Below are 12,553 nucleotides of genomic sequence, written 5' to 3'. Positions count from 1 at the left end.
TCCTCCTCAGTCCTAGGCCCCATATCGTGTCGGCCAAGACCTGGCTCAACCCCGGGCCATACGCGCTTCGCGGCCGCCGCGCCTGCGTCCGCCATTGCCATTGCCATCGCCCGGCGCGTTGACCTGCGTCCGGGCGGCAACGGCCTGGCCGCCTTCAGCAGGCTTGTAGTCCTTGTAGGTCCTGATCCAGTTGGTGCAGTTCTCGTCGGTGCCGTTCAGCACGTCGGCGCCGCGCACCGCTTCCATTTCCTGCGGCCGCACCGGGTTCATGATCGCCGAGGTCATGCCGGCGCCGATCACCATCGGGATGAAGGCGGCGTTGATGCCATGACGGTGCGGCAGGCCGAACGAGATGTTGGAGAGGCCGCAGGTGGTGTTGACCTTGAGCTCCTCGCGCAGCCGGCGTAGCAGGGCAAATACCTGGCGGCCGGCATCGCCCAGCGCGCCGATCGGCATGACCAGCGGGTCGACGACCACATCATGCGCCGGAATGCCGAAGTCGGCACAGCGCTGAACGATCTTCTTGGCGACGGCGAAGCGCACATCGGGGTCCATCGAAATACCGGTCTCGTCGTTGGAAATGGCGACGACGGGAACGTTGTATTTCTTGATCAACGGCAGGATGGCTTCGAGCTTTTCCTCCTCGCCGGTGACGGAATTGACCAGCGGCCGGCCCTTGGCGACCTTCAGCGCCGCTTCGATTGCCGCAGTCACGGAGGAGTCGATCGACAACGGCAGGTCGACCAGGCCCTGCACGATCTCCAGCGTCTGCACCAGCAGCGCCGGCTCGGTGGCGTTGGGGTCGACTGCGGTGACGCCGGCATTGACGTCGAGCATGGTCGCCCCGCAGGCGGCCTGCTCCAGCGCATCCTTGATGACGGTCTCAAAATTGCCGGCGATCATTTCGGCGGCCAGCTTTTTGCGGCCGGTCGGATTGATGCGCTCGCCGATCACGCAGAAGGGCTGATCGAAGCCGATGATGATTTCTCGTGTCGCCGAGGCGACGATGGTGCGGGTCATGAAATCTCTCCATCGTGATATAAAGAGTTCTTTATATCGTTATCTGTTTCTGATCAAGCGAATGCTGACGATTCGCGCTGTCAATGCGCGGTCTTGACCATGTCGACCTGGGTTTCAGTGAGGTCGTCATGCAGTATGTGGTCGAGCCGGTCGGCAACGAGCTGGTCGTCGCGGCGGATTTCGCGTTTCCACGGCCGGCGACCCTTCAGCACGCCGGATTCGTCGACGATCTCGGCGACGTATTCTTCCTGGCGGTAGGCCATCACATGGACGCCGGATACACCGGGAATTTCCTTCACCTCATTGATGATGTCGATGCAGAGCTGCTTGCCTTCCTTCTTCTGATCCTGGGCGCCTTCCAGGCGCTTGACGATCTGATCGGGAATGTGAATGCCCGGTACGTTGGAGCGGATCCATTTGGCCGTCTTGGCCGAGGCCAGCGGCCCGACGCCGCACAGGATGAAACATTTCTCGGTATAGCCGAGATCGCGGACCTTCTGCATGTAGGTGCGGAACATCGGTACGTCGAAGCAGTACTGGCTCTGCACGAACTGTGCCCCGGCGGCGATCTTCTTGCCCAGCCGATAGGGCCGGAAATCGATCGGCGGCGCGAACGGGTTGATGGCCGCGCCAAGGAAAAGCTGCGGCGGCGTCGTGAGTTTTCGGCCGGACAGGAATTTGCCGTTATCGCGCATAACGCGGCAGGTTTCGAGCAGCGACATGCAGTCGAGATCGAACACCGGCTTGGCGCCGGGCTGGTCGCCGGCCTGCACGCCGTCGCCGGTCAGGCACAGCATGTTGGCGACGCCCATCGCAGCACCCCCAAGCACGTCGCCCTGGATGGCGATGCGGTTCCGGTCGCGGCAGGCGATCTGCATGATCGGGGCATAGCCCATGCGGGTCAGCAGCGCGCAGATGCCGACCGACGACATGTGGCAGTTGGCGCCGGAAGCGTCGACGGCATTGATGGCGTCGACCCAACCGTCGAAAATCCTGGCGCGGTTGTAGACGTCTTCCGGATCGGCGCTGTCAGGCGGATTGAGCTCGGTCGTCACTGCGAACTCGCCGCGCCTGAGGACGCGTTCCAGCCGGCCACGCGAGGTGTGGCCGGGCAGGGGATCGAGCGGCAAATGGATGCCGGCCGGATTCTCGTCTGGGTGACGGCCGATCATGCCGACGCTCCGGTCTTCGTAGTATTCCGGGCCGCATTGCGGGCGGCCGCGGCCTGCGCGGTGACCCGCAGCCAGGCGGAGGTTTCGCGCAAGGACTGATCCACCGGCTTCTGCACTTCCAAAATCTTGTCGCCATGCACCATGTTCCGCGAGCCTTCCCAGGCTTTGACCCAGACGCAAGGCATGTCAGGCTCGACCTCGCAATTGCCGTTGGCGCGGACACCGCCGCAAGGGCCGTTGCGCAATTGCTTGGGGCAGTTCATTGGGCACGACATGCCGGTCGAGGAAAGGATGCACTGGCCGCACATGCGGCAGTCGAACATGAATCCCTTGACGCGCTTTTCGACGAATTTCACCGGCCCTTCGACCCGGCTGTAGCCGATGCCCTTCCATAGCGGGTGGAGAGCCAGGAATATGTCGGCGAACCTGGCGTAGAACCATTCGAGCAGCCGCGAATGCCGCACCGACCAAAGCCGCACCGCAAACGACCGCTGCACACGCCGCTGTGGCGACACGTCGGCCGGCTTGTAGTCGGATTTCGGCGCCGCCTTCTTGACGATGGTCGCCTGGGTCACGCCGGCTTGAGCCGTCGTCGCCGGCATTGATTGGGGATCAGACATTTTCTTTGCCCCCCGCCTTGACCAGAGCGACCAGCCGCTCACGGTCGTATTTCGCATCAAGTTCCTGAAGAGCCTTCTCGGCCTCGGCTTCAAGATCGTCACTGACCGGGAGGGGTTCTGCCTTGCGCCATTCGGCAAGATAGTCGTCGGTGCCGCCAGCGCCGGTGCGCATGGCGCACATGTCGATCGCCTCGGTGAAGCGCAGCGGCAGTTCGCGCTTGGCGTTCTGCCGGCCCTTCTTGACGATGACCTGGGCGGGGATGTCGCGCCAGTAGACGACGATCAGATCGGCCATAATTTCCTGCTCCTGCAGAGCGCCGTGCGTCCAATCGGACGCACAAACGATGCTCTACCATTTAACTCCGCTGCATCGTGCTCTCCGAAGATCGATTCCGATCTTTTGGCCAATGCAGTGGTTTCGAGCATTGCCGGAAGCGCTGTTGGGCTGCTTGTTATGGGACGACGCGGGGGCCTTCAAAAGCGACGCAATCGACGGCCGCGGTTGAAAGCGGAGTTTCTTCCAGCACTGGTCAGCCGGCGCGGCCATCGTAGCTGCCGACCAGCTTCCTGTGGAAGCGCACGTAACCTCGTTCGGTCGTGCGTAAATGCTCCGCGACGATGTCATGGAAGCGCGGCAGGCGGTGGAAGGGAACGGCCGGATAGGAATGGTGCTCGGAATGGTACGGCATGTTCCAAGCCACGAAGCGCACCAGCCTTGTGGTGAAGGTGGTGCGGGTGTTCTCGAGCATGTTGGCGACATGCGGGCACAACGCGTGCTCGGCCAGCAGGTAGGCACGCAAAAACGGCTGTCCGACCAGCACCGGCACGATCCAGACCCACAACAGCAGCGCCGACTGTATGGCGAGAGATGCGGCCAGCAACACCGCATAGCCGATCAGGAACAGCCGTGCTTCGGCAGCCACCTTGGCGCGGCCCTTTTCCGGCACAAAACCGTCGCGGTTGCGGCCAGCCGCGTTGGTTATGACCACGCGGGCCATGCCGCTCCAGTAGGGGCCGCCGGAGAGATAACGCAGGTACTGGCCGATGGTCTCCGGCTTCGGGGCCATGAGTTCGGGGTCGTTGTCCGGGTCGTGCGTGTGGCGGTGGTGGGCGAAATGGAAGTAGCGGAACCATGCCGGCGGCAGCAGGATCAGGAAGCCGGCCACGGTGGCGATGGTGCGATTGAGCAACGCCGTTCTGAACGCCGTTTCATGGATGGTCTCATGCAACAGCGTGAAGAAGAAGACGATCAGGATTCCCTGCGGCAAGATGAGAAGCGGCCAGAACGGGATGCGGGCGGCGATCAGCGCGCCCAGCACGACAACCAGCCCGCCATGGACGGCCAGCCGGATAATGCCGGGTCCGTCCAGCCTGGCGGTGAGGTCGCGACGGTCCTCGACCGAAAGGCCGGCAATGATGGTGCGGTGGTCGATGTCGCTCATGATGCAATGTTAGTGGCGGGTGGCTGTCCGGTAAATCGGCGCGTCACCAGACGCCGTTCCTTATCCCCGTCCAGAGATAAAACCATACCGTCGGATGATACCATTGTTTCGAAGGCAGGCCGGGATCCACCGTGCCGACCTTGCCGGCCAGCGCATCCCTGACGGCTTCGACGCAGATGTCGCGCGAGAAGGCCGCCTGCCGCAACGCGTAGCTTGAAATTGTGTCGCCCGGCTGCGGTTTGCCACGCGTCTGCCGCAGCACGCCGCCAGTGTCGACGCCGGCGTCGACCAGATGCACGGTGGTGCCGAAGTTCTCCGCATCGCCTGAAGCCAGCGCCCAGTAGCCGCCGTTCATGCCACGATATTTCGGGGCGATGCCGGCATGGTAGTTGAGGACCGGGCAAGGGATTTTCGCCAGCGTCTGCCGCGACAGCAAGCGGCAGCCGGCGAGCAGCACCACACCCGGCTGGATTTCCGCGATCGCCTGCAGGCACTCCGGCGCGTTGGCCGACGAGACATAAATGATCTTTTGCCCAGGCTTCGGTTCGGTTTGCAGCTTCTGCCCGGCGGCAAGCCGTGCTGCGTGGCCGGCGAAGAAGCGCTTGCCGAAGCGCGTCAGCACCATCGTGCCGAGTTGACCGATGGCCGAGGTCCAGCCTTGCCGCCGCGCCCGCGCGAGAAGCAATTGCTTTTTGGATTCAGGAGCTTCGAGGATGACGCTGACCGGGCCGAGTTGATCGGCGACGGCGTTGACGATCGCCCAGATATGCGGGCCGCCTTCGGTGACGACGACGATCGGCCGTTGGTTTGTTTTCGACAGTGCCATGCTCTGCGACCTCCCGCAAAGAACCTGTTCTTTGCGCGCGAATGCTAGGCTGACCGGGTTAACCCCTGGTGATCGGGGCTCAGCGCTTGAATTCGAGGATATCGAGCTTCGATTCATAATAGGGCGCCGGGAACTCGATGCGCCATTCACTGGCGCTGTTGCGGAAGGCATAGCCGACCTGATCGCTTTCCGGGCCGCTGCCGTAGGGCTTTGCCGGATCGTCGTTGACGTGGAAGGAACCGAGATAGATCGCGCGTTTCTCGCCATCGTCGAAGAAGCGGCCCTTGGTGCGCTGCGAGCCGGTGATCTTTTCCAGGCTCCAGCCGGAACCGTCGTCACTCACCTTGCATTTGAACCAGCCATAGATGACGAGCGGGCTCAATCCGCCGGCCTTGATGGTGCGGCATTGCCATTTGCCGGTCAGGTCCTTGTCAGAGAAGGGAACCAGCGGCTTTGCCAGCAAGGCGTCGAGCTGCTTGACCTCGGCGGGATCGCCGGCCTTCGCCTCGTCAAGCGCTGCCTTGCGCGTCTCGCCATATTTGTTGAGCCGCGCCTTGTCGGCAGCCGTTATCAGCTTCTGCACCTCGCCATCGGCGAACGCGGGCATGGTCAAGCAGAGGACAGTTGCTGCGGCAAACATGAGGCGAGCGATCATCGGTGGCGTTTCCCTTTTGATGGCTGGAGCAGGCTGTTTTCTTGTCTGGCGCATACCTTAATGTTTCGCCGCGTTCTGTCATCCGTGCCTGAGCATCGACAGCAGAAACGAGGTGGAAAGAATGCGGATCTTGCTGACGGGATCGTCCGGTTGGCTGGGCAGCGCCTTGGCGCCGCGGCTGCGGGCTCTTGGTCATGACGTCACCGGCCTCGATCCCGTCCCATCCTCGGAAACGCGAATCGTCGGCTCTGTCGCCGATCGCGACCTGGTCATGAGGGCGGTCGAGGAGAACCGCATCGAGGCCATCATCCATAGCGGCGCGCTGCACAAGCCTGACATCGAACGTCATCACAACGAGGATTTCGTCGAGACGAATGTGCGCGGCACGCTCAACCTGCTCGATGCGGCAGCAGCTTTTGGCGTTCAGCGCTTCGTGTTTACGTCGACGACATCGCTGATGATTTCCGAGTCCATACGCACCGGCTTCACCGGCGGGGCGCGCAAGGCGGCATGGCTGACGGAAGACATGTCGCCTGAACCGCGCAACATCTACGGCGTCACCAAGCTTTCAGCCGAACAGCTCTGCCGGCTCTATCATTTGCAGTTCGGCCTGCCGGTGATCGTGTTGCGCACCGCCCGGTTTTTTCCCGAGGCGGACGACACGGCGCACGTGATCGAACAGTCGGATGCCAACACCAAGGCCAATGAGCTGTTGTTCCGCCGGCTGACGGTGGAGGACGCAGCCGACGCCCACATCGCTGCCCTGGAGAAAGCGCCGCAATTGGGCTTCGACACTTTCATCATCTCGGCACCGACGCCTTTCCAGCCCGAAGATTGCGCGGCCTTGATCGCAGACGCGCCGTCGGTCGTCGCGCGCTATTTTCCGGATTATCCGGCACTCTACACGAAGAAAGGCTGGACGATGTTTTCGTCGATCGACCGGGTCTATGATGCGTCGCGGGCGAGGGACCGGCTGGGTTTCGTCTGCAAGACGAGCTTTGCCGATGTGCTCGCCGGGCTCGAAGCTGAAGAACGCTTTGCCTAGAAATATCGTCAAGCCAGGATTGCAGCGCTGGCCAGTTCCTTCGTCAGGTCACCATAGCCGGTCGAGCGCCGCTCATAAGCGAGGCCGAGCATTTTCGCCGCCTTTTCGGCGACCTTGTCGAGTTCCGGGTCGTCGGTCTGGGCGATATAGATCAGCTTCTCGTAATTGCCGAAATAGTCCTTGATCAGCTCCGGGTGCTTGTCCAGACCGAGCGGCTTCATGAAGAAGGCATCGAATTGCCGGCAGAGGAAATCGGTCATGTAGAACGACATCATGTCGTCATCGGCGACCTTCGCATAGGCATCCATGCCCTGGTAGAAGGCAAAGCAATGCGGCCCGGCCATACGCTCGACGCCGTGCTTCTCGCAGATCCGGTCGAGCAGGCCACCCGTGCCGCAATCGGCATAGCCGACGAATATGTGTCTGTAGCCGTCGGTCTTGGCCTTCTCGATAGCCTTGTCCATGGCCGGCGCGATGCGGTCCGGATAGAAATGGAACTCCGCCGGCAAGCAGGTCAGGTCGAGATGGTCGAGCCCGAGCTGCTCCTTGACCGCCAAAACTTCGCGCGCAATCATCCCGCAGGCGATGACGAGCAGCCTGTCGCCTTGATCGGATTGTTGTTTTCGCGCGGTAGTCATGGAACCAGTCTAATCCATCTTCGTTGCTGTCCAGCGAATTTATATCCTGAGGGAGACACCATTCATGAAATTGTTCCGCGTCGCGCCAATCGCTATTCTCGCCTGCGCCTTGGCTGTTTCGGCCTGCGCCAACACGGTGCGCGGCGTCGGTAAGGATATCAAATCCACTGCGAAGGCTGTTGACGATACCGTCAAGAAACCCTGATCCGCACGGCTCTAAATATTTGGGAATAAAAAAGCCGCACTGCAAGGCGCGGCTTTTCTCGTCGGTGCCGGACTTATTGGCTCAGGCCGAAGCGCGGACGTTGTGCTTGCGCTTCATGAAGTCCTTGGCGGTCTCGACCGCCACCGCGGCGTCGCGGCAATAGGCGTCGGCGCCGACGGCTTTGCCGAATTCCTCGTTGAGCGGTGCGCCGCCGACCAGCACGACATAGTCATCGCGAATGCCCTTTTCCTTCATCGTATCGATGACGACTTTCATGTAAGGCATGGTCGTCGTCAGCAGCGCCGACATGCCGATGATGTCGGGCTGGTGCTTTTCGATGGCATCGAGATATTTTTCGACCGCATTGTTGATGCCGAGGTCAATGACATCGAAGCCGGCGCCTTCCATCATCATGCCGACCAGATTCTTGCCGATGTCATGGATGTCGCCCTTGACGGTGCCGATCACCATCTTACCCTGCTTCGGCGCGCCGGTGGCGACAAGCAGCGGACGCAGGATGAACATGCCGGCCTTCATCGCGTTGGCCGACAGCAGCACTTCGGGAACGAACAGGATGCCGTCGCGGAAGTCCTCGCCGACGATGCGCATGCCCTCGACCAGAGCCTCGGTTAACACCTTGTAAGGCGCCCAGCCGCGCTCGAGAAGGATATTGGTGCCTTCCTCGATTTCTTCCTTCAACCCGTCATAAAGATCGTCGTGCATCTGCTGCACCAACTCGTCGTCGGAGAGTTCCGAAAGGATGATCTCGTCGTCGGCCATTTTTTCTCAGGCTCCTTGCCGGCTACAACTGTTGCGGCAGCTTAAAAATATCGCGTCAATACCTAACCCGCACGGGCCGGTTGTCCATAGCTGATTTGCGACTTCCCGCAAAACGAAAGCGACCGTAAATCTCTTGGAATTCTTGTCGATTTTGCGACAGGCGTTGGCGCTGGCGGGCCGTTTCGAATAGGGTGCATGGCTACGATCCGGCCAGAGACCGCAATATGCGGCCGCAAACGGATTTCAGGCCGGTGCAAGAGCCCGGCCGGAGTAAATCAGGCCAGAACGAAAGCCAGGGAAGAACGATTATGAGTGAGAACGCGCCGGTCGATCAGGAAGCGTCAAACGCACGGCGCGGGCGCGCTGCCAGCGGTGGCGCCGCAGCCCGACGGGCTGCACGTTCGGGCGGCGGCCCCGGCACACAGCTCACCTATATCAAGCGCAAGATCAACGTCTATGAAGTGCTGGACGAGGAAGGGCTGGCGCTGATCGAAAAGAACACCGACACGGTGCTGGAGGAGATCGGCATCATCTTCCGCGACGACGCCGAGGCGCTGCAGCTTTGGAAAGAGGCGGGCGCCGACGTCAAGGGCGAGCGGGTGCATTTCCCCAAGGGCCTCTGCCGCTCGCTGTTGAAGACCGCTCCGTCCGTCTATACCCAGCACGCCCGCAACGGCGAGCGCTCGGTGCAGATCGGCGGCAACGCGACAGTGTTCGCGCCGGTCTATGGACCGCCCTTCGTGCGCGATCTCGACGGCGTCAGGCGCTATGCGACGATCGAGGATTTCCGGAATTTCGTGAAACTCGCCTATATGGCGCCGTCGATCCATCATTCGGGCGGCACGGTTTGCGAGCCGGTCGACGTGCCGGTCAACAAACGGCATCTCGACATGGTCTACAGCCATATCAAATATTCGGACAAGCCGTTCATGGGCTCGGTGACCGCGCCCGAGCGCGCTGAAGATACGGTGGCGATGGCCAAGATCGTGTTTGGTGACGATTTCGTCGAGAACAACACGGTGCTGACCAGCCTGATCAATGCCAACTCGCCGATGGTCTTCGACGAGACCATGCTGGGAGCGCTGAAGGTCTATTCGCGCCACAATCAGGCCTGCATCGTCACGCCGTTCATCCTTGCCGGTGCGATGAGCCCGGTGACGGTCGCCGGCACGCTGACCCAGGTTTTGGCCGAGGTTCTGGCCGGGGCGTCGTTCACACAGCTGATCCGGCCGGGTGCGCCGGTGCTGTTCGGCACCTTCGCCTCGTCGATCTCAATGCAGTCTGGCGCGCCGACCTTCGGCACGCCGGAGCCGTCGCTTGTCTCGTATGGCGCCGCACAGCTTGCCCGTCGGCTCGGCCTGCCGTTTCGCACCGGCGGTTCGCTCTGTGCTTCAAAAATCCCCGATGCGCAGGCCGCCTACGAGAGCGCCAACACGCTCAACTCGACGATCCTCGCCGGCACCAACTTCGTGCTGCATTCGGCCGGCTGGCTCGAGGGCGGTCTCGCCTCCTGCTACGAAAAATTCATGATGGACATCGACCAGCTCGGCATGACGCAGAAGTTCTCCGAGGGTGTCGACCTGTCGGAAAACGGCCAGGCGATGGATGCCATCCGCCAGGTCGGCCCAGGCAGCCACTATCTCGGCTGCGATCACACCCAGGCCAATTTCCAGACCGCGTTCTACCGCTCCAACATCGCCGATAACAATTCCTACGAGCAGTGGCTGGCCGAAGGCGAAAAAACCGCGCCGCAGCGCGCCAACGAGCTCGCGCGCCGCTGGCTCGAAAGCTACGAGGCGCCGTATCTCGATCCGGGCATCGACGATGGGCTGAAGGACTTCATCGCCAGGAAGAAGTCGTCGATGGCCGACGCCTTCACCTGAAAGGAGCCCGAATCAGGCGGGGCTAAAGTCGCCAACATCATCCACAAGGAAGTCTGGCGGAGTGCCTTCTCCGACCCGGACAAGAAGGGGTGATCCCGAGCGCGGCATGACTGAAACCATCGCGGCAGCGCTTTCCGCCTCCGGCCTCATGCTTCGCGGCGGCTTCAATTTTGCAGGTGGTGAAGAAACACCCTCCGGTCTCTCCGGCGTCGCCGCCAAATCCGTGCTGCTGGTGGGGCAGGCGGGTGCCGCACCTTGGCCGCACTTCCTGCGCTGGTTGGAGAAACAGTCACAGCCGATCGACGATCCGCTCGACAGATGGTCGCGCGAAGTGATCGGCGCGGTGGCCGGAAAATTCGGGGCGCGCGCCGTGTCACCGTCCGACAGGCCTTATCTGCCGTTCCAGCAATGGGCGATGCGTGCGGAGGGGCTGAAGCCGTCGCCGCTCGGCATTCTCATGCATCCGAAATACGGGCTCTGGCATGCCTATCGCGGCGCGCTGCTGTTCGAAAATGAGATTGCGCTCCAAGAACCCCACGACGTGATTCACCTTTGCGATACATGTTTGGAAAAACCTTGCCTGAAATCCTGTCCGGTCGAGGCTTATTCTGCGAATGGTTTTGCACATGAAACCTGTCTGGCCCATGTGCGCGGGCAAAACGGCGCGCCCTGCCGGACCGGCGGCTGCCTCGAACGCAACGCCTGTCCTTACGCTACCGATTATCGCTATCCGGCCGAGGTTCAGGCCTTTCACATGGCAGCATTCGCGCGTCTGTAGCGTCGCCGAATGCCGCACGAAATCTTGAAGCAGATCGCCTCATTACAGCTTGCCGCGACGGTCACCGCGGGTATCTATCGCACGTCAGATCAACGGAGCGGATGATGGCCACGCAAGCGATGCAGATCAAGACAAGCGACGGCATTGCCAAGGCCCGGCTGTACCGTTCGGCGGCCCCAGCCAAGGCAGCGATCATCCTCTACATGGACGTTTTCGGTCCGCGACCGGCGCTTGATCAGATGGCGGAGCGGCTTACGGGCGAGGGCTATGCGGTGCTTGTGCCGGACCTTTTTTACCGCAATGCGCCCTACGGTCCGTTCGATCCCAAGACTGCGTTCGGCGACGAGAGGAGCAAGGCCGCCATCACAGGTCTCCTGGGCGGCACGACCCAGGAGATGACGATCCGCGACAGCGGCGCTTTCCTCGATGTGCTCGCTGCCCAGGGCCTAACCGGGCCGGTCGGCATTGTCGGCTATTGCATGGGCGGAGCGCGGGCGCTGAACGCGGCGGCCAGCTATCCCGATCGCATCGCCGCCGCGGCCACTTTTCACGGCGGCAATCTGGCTGGTGACGCAGCCGACAGTCCGCATCGGAAGGCCGCCTCGGTCAAGGCAAGGGTCTATATCGGCACTGCCGGTGTGGACCGCAGCTTTCCGCCGGAGCAATCGGCGCGGCTGGCCGAAACACTGCGCGCCGCCGAGGTCGATCATGTCATAGAGAACTATGCCGGCATGGCGCATGGCTGGTGCATGCCGGACCATAGTGCCTTCGATGCAGCCGGCGCCGAACGCCACTGGAAGCGGCTGACGACGCTGTTTGCGGAGACGCTCGGCCAAGGCACGCCAACCATTACGACGTGACCGCCCGCCAAAAAATTCTTTCCATCGCCCCAAGGAACCGCCATTAGCCTTCGTCCAACAGGCAAATGATGGCGATGATGCTGGACGAAAGCGAAGCCTCCGACGCCGAACTGATCGGACGGGCGAAGGGCGGAGACCGGGGTGCTTTCGGCAAGTTGCTCGAAAGGCACTATGGTTTCGTCTATCGCGCCGCCTATCGTTGGTGCGGGAAAAAGGCCGACGCCGAGGACATCGCCCAGGAAGTCTGCGTCCGGCTCGGGCGGGCGATCCGCGACTATCACGGCAGCGGTGCCTTCACGACGTGGCTCTACACCATGACGCTGAATGCGGCGCGCGACATGATGCGCAAGACCGCCCGCGAGACGGTCAAGACCGAGGCCTATGGCGCCTATGCGCTGATTTCGGGGGAAATCTCGGCTGAGCCGGAAGACCCGGCCGAGACGCTCTGGGCAGCGGTGCGCAAGCTGCCGGACAAGCAGCGCGATGCGGTGCTGCTGGTTTATGGCGAAGGGCTGAGCCACGCCGCCGCCGCCGAGGCGATGGCGATCTCGGAGACGACGGTTTCCTGGCACATCCATGAAGCGAAGAAACGGCTGAAGACGCTGATGCGTTCAGCCGGGGAAGTGTGA

Annotated in this window: 15 protein-coding genes; 6 read left to right on the top strand and 9 right to left on the bottom strand. The window is 62.0% G+C overall.

What is annotated here, in order from left to right:
- Window positions 1-45: 45 nt before the first annotated feature.
- The 7 genes from NKJ32_RS07780 to NKJ32_RS07750 all read right to left on the bottom strand — a co-directional run bounded on the left by NKJ32_RS07780 (window position 46) and on the right by NKJ32_RS07750 (window position 5,735).
- The gene (locus tag NKJ32_RS07780) at window positions 46-1,020 is read right to left on the bottom strand and encodes a methyltetrahydrofolate cobalamin methyltransferase (protein ID WP_352568951.1); all 975 of its coding nucleotides are present in this window, start codon (window positions 1,018-1,020) and stop codon (window positions 46-48) included.
- Between the two features lie 80 nt (window positions 1,021-1,100).
- Window positions 1,101-2,192 (bottom strand): methylenetetrahydrofolate reductase, encoded by a 1,092-nt coding sequence (locus tag NKJ32_RS07775; RefSeq protein ID WP_352827246.1) that lies wholly within the window; start codon window positions 2,190-2,192, stop codon window positions 1,101-1,103.
- Window positions 2,189-2,812 (bottom strand): methylenetetrahydrofolate reductase C-terminal domain-containing protein, encoded by a 624-nt coding sequence (locus NKJ32_RS07770; protein WP_352568950.1) that lies wholly within the window; start codon window positions 2,810-2,812, stop codon window positions 2,189-2,191. The genes NKJ32_RS07775 and NKJ32_RS07770 overlap by 4 nt, the downstream gene beginning before the upstream one ends.
- On the bottom strand, window positions 2,805-3,107 hold the full coding sequence (locus NKJ32_RS07765) for a virulence factor (RefSeq protein WP_352452105.1): 303 nt from the start codon (window positions 3,105-3,107) through the stop codon (window positions 2,805-2,807). The genes NKJ32_RS07770 and NKJ32_RS07765 overlap by 8 nt, the downstream gene beginning before the upstream one ends.
- Window positions 3,108-3,342: 235 nt before the next feature.
- Window positions 3,343-4,254 carry a fatty acid desaturase family protein gene (locus NKJ32_RS07760; protein WP_352568949.1) on the bottom strand — a complete coding sequence of 304 codons (912 nt, stop codon included), beginning with the start codon at window positions 4,252-4,254 and terminating at the stop codon, window positions 3,343-3,345.
- A gap of 43 nt (window positions 4,255-4,297) precedes the next feature.
- Window positions 4,298-5,080, bottom strand: coding sequence for a formyl transferase (locus NKJ32_RS07755; RefSeq protein WP_352568948.1), 783 nt, complete (start codon window positions 5,078-5,080; stop codon window positions 4,298-4,300).
- A 79-nt stretch (window positions 5,081-5,159) separates the two neighbouring features.
- On the bottom strand, window positions 5,160-5,735 hold the full coding sequence (locus NKJ32_RS07750) for a DUF4893 domain-containing protein (RefSeq protein ID WP_352568947.1): 576 nt from the start codon (window positions 5,733-5,735) through the stop codon (window positions 5,160-5,162).
- 121 nt (window positions 5,736-5,856) lie between these two features.
- On the opposite strand from NKJ32_RS07750, the gene NKJ32_RS07745 reads away from it, so the two are divergent.
- Window positions 5,857-6,780 carry an NAD-dependent epimerase/dehydratase family protein gene (locus NKJ32_RS07745; protein ID WP_352827242.1) on the top strand — a complete coding sequence of 308 codons (924 nt, stop codon included), beginning with the start codon at window positions 5,857-5,859 and terminating at the stop codon, window positions 6,778-6,780.
- Between the two features lie 8 nt (window positions 6,781-6,788).
- Here the strand turns inward: NKJ32_RS07745 and NKJ32_RS07740 are convergent, their stop codons facing one another.
- Window positions 6,789-7,418, bottom strand: coding sequence for a DUF1638 domain-containing protein (locus tag NKJ32_RS07740; RefSeq protein WP_352568945.1), 630 nt, complete (start codon window positions 7,416-7,418; stop codon window positions 6,789-6,791).
- A 64-nt stretch (window positions 7,419-7,482) separates the two neighbouring features.
- On the opposite strand from NKJ32_RS07740, the gene NKJ32_RS07735 reads away from it, so the two are divergent.
- Window positions 7,483-7,623 (top strand): entericidin A/B family lipoprotein, encoded by a 141-nt coding sequence (locus NKJ32_RS07735; RefSeq protein ID WP_023676507.1) that lies wholly within the window; start codon window positions 7,483-7,485, stop codon window positions 7,621-7,623.
- Window positions 7,624-7,704: 81 nt separating this feature from the next.
- Here NKJ32_RS07735 and NKJ32_RS07730 read toward each other — a convergent pair whose 3' ends face one another.
- Window positions 7,705-8,403, bottom strand: coding sequence for a cobalamin B12-binding domain-containing protein (locus NKJ32_RS07730; protein WP_023676506.1), 699 nt, complete (start codon window positions 8,401-8,403; stop codon window positions 7,705-7,707).
- 308 nt (window positions 8,404-8,711) lie between these two features.
- Between NKJ32_RS07730 and NKJ32_RS07725 the strand changes: the two genes are divergently transcribed.
- The 4 genes from NKJ32_RS07725 (at window position 8,712) to NKJ32_RS07710 (ending at window position 12,553) form a co-directional block, all read left to right on the top strand.
- A complete protein-coding gene (locus NKJ32_RS07725; protein ID WP_352587662.1) occupies window positions 8,712-10,286 on the top strand; it encodes a trimethylamine methyltransferase family protein in 1,575 nt (524 codons plus the stop codon).
- 148 nt (window positions 10,287-10,434) lie between these two features.
- Complete coding sequence (locus NKJ32_RS07720; protein WP_352587665.1) at window positions 10,435-11,064, top strand: hypothetical protein; 630 nt, start codon at window positions 10,435-10,437, stop codon at window positions 11,062-11,064.
- Between the two features lie 104 nt (window positions 11,065-11,168).
- Entirely contained in the window at window positions 11,169-11,924 is a 756-nt protein-coding gene (locus tag NKJ32_RS07715; protein ID WP_023676503.1) for a dienelactone hydrolase family protein, read from the top strand.
- Between the two features lie 68 nt (window positions 11,925-11,992).
- Window positions 11,993-12,553, top strand: a complete 561-nt coding sequence (locus NKJ32_RS07710; RefSeq protein WP_023676502.1) for an RNA polymerase sigma factor — start codon at window positions 11,993-11,995, stop codon at window positions 12,551-12,553.

It is taken from the genome of Mesorhizobium sp. M0159 (assembly GCF_040322295.1).
Classification (GTDB): domain Bacteria; phylum Pseudomonadota; class Alphaproteobacteria; order Rhizobiales; family Rhizobiaceae; genus Mesorhizobium.
Note: the sequence above shows the minus strand (reverse complement) of the source record. Positions and strands in the feature narration are given on the sequence as shown.

Excerpts from the sequence above, each read along its gene's own strand:
- NKJ32_RS07780 (WP_352568951.1), bottom strand. The coding sequence starts at position 1,020 with ATGACCCGCACCATCGTCGCCTCGGCGACACGAGAAATCATCATCGGC.
- NKJ32_RS07775 (WP_352827246.1), bottom strand. The coding sequence starts at position 2,192 with ATGATCGGCCGTCACCCAGACGAGAATCCGGCCGGCATCCATTTGCCG.
- NKJ32_RS07770 (WP_352568950.1), bottom strand. The coding sequence starts at position 2,812 with ATGTCTGATCCCCAATCAATGCCGGCGACGACGGCTCAAGCCGGCGTG.
- NKJ32_RS07765 (WP_352452105.1), bottom strand. The coding sequence starts at position 3,107 with ATGGCCGATCTGATCGTCGTCTACTGGCGCGACATCCCCGCCCAGGTC.
- NKJ32_RS07760 (WP_352568949.1), bottom strand. The coding sequence starts at position 4,254 with ATGAGCGACATCGACCACCGCACCATCATTGCCGGCCTTTCGGTCGAG.
- NKJ32_RS07755 (WP_352568948.1), bottom strand. The coding sequence starts at position 5,080 with ATGGCACTGTCGAAAACAAACCAACGGCCGATCGTCGTCGTCACCGAA.
- NKJ32_RS07750 (WP_352568947.1), bottom strand. The coding sequence starts at position 5,735 with ATGATCGCTCGCCTCATGTTTGCCGCAGCAACTGTCCTCTGCTTGACC.
- NKJ32_RS07745 (WP_352827242.1), top strand. The coding sequence starts at position 5,857 with ATGCGGATCTTGCTGACGGGATCGTCCGGTTGGCTGGGCAGCGCCTTG.
- NKJ32_RS07740 (WP_352568945.1), bottom strand. The coding sequence starts at position 7,418 with ATGACTACCGCGCGAAAACAACAATCCGATCAAGGCGACAGGCTGCTC.
- NKJ32_RS07735 (WP_023676507.1), top strand. The coding sequence starts at position 7,483 with ATGAAATTGTTCCGCGTCGCGCCAATCGCTATTCTCGCCTGCGCCTTG.
- NKJ32_RS07730 (WP_023676506.1), bottom strand. The coding sequence starts at position 8,403 with ATGGCCGACGACGAGATCATCCTTTCGGAACTCTCCGACGACGAGTTG.
- NKJ32_RS07725 (WP_352587662.1), top strand. The coding sequence starts at position 8,712 with ATGAGTGAGAACGCGCCGGTCGATCAGGAAGCGTCAAACGCACGGCGC.
- NKJ32_RS07720 (WP_352587665.1), top strand. The coding sequence starts at position 10,435 with ATGCTTCGCGGCGGCTTCAATTTTGCAGGTGGTGAAGAAACACCCTCC.
- NKJ32_RS07715 (WP_023676503.1), top strand. The coding sequence starts at position 11,169 with ATGGCCACGCAAGCGATGCAGATCAAGACAAGCGACGGCATTGCCAAG.
- NKJ32_RS07710 (WP_023676502.1), top strand. The coding sequence starts at position 11,993 with ATGGCGATGATGCTGGACGAAAGCGAAGCCTCCGACGCCGAACTGATC.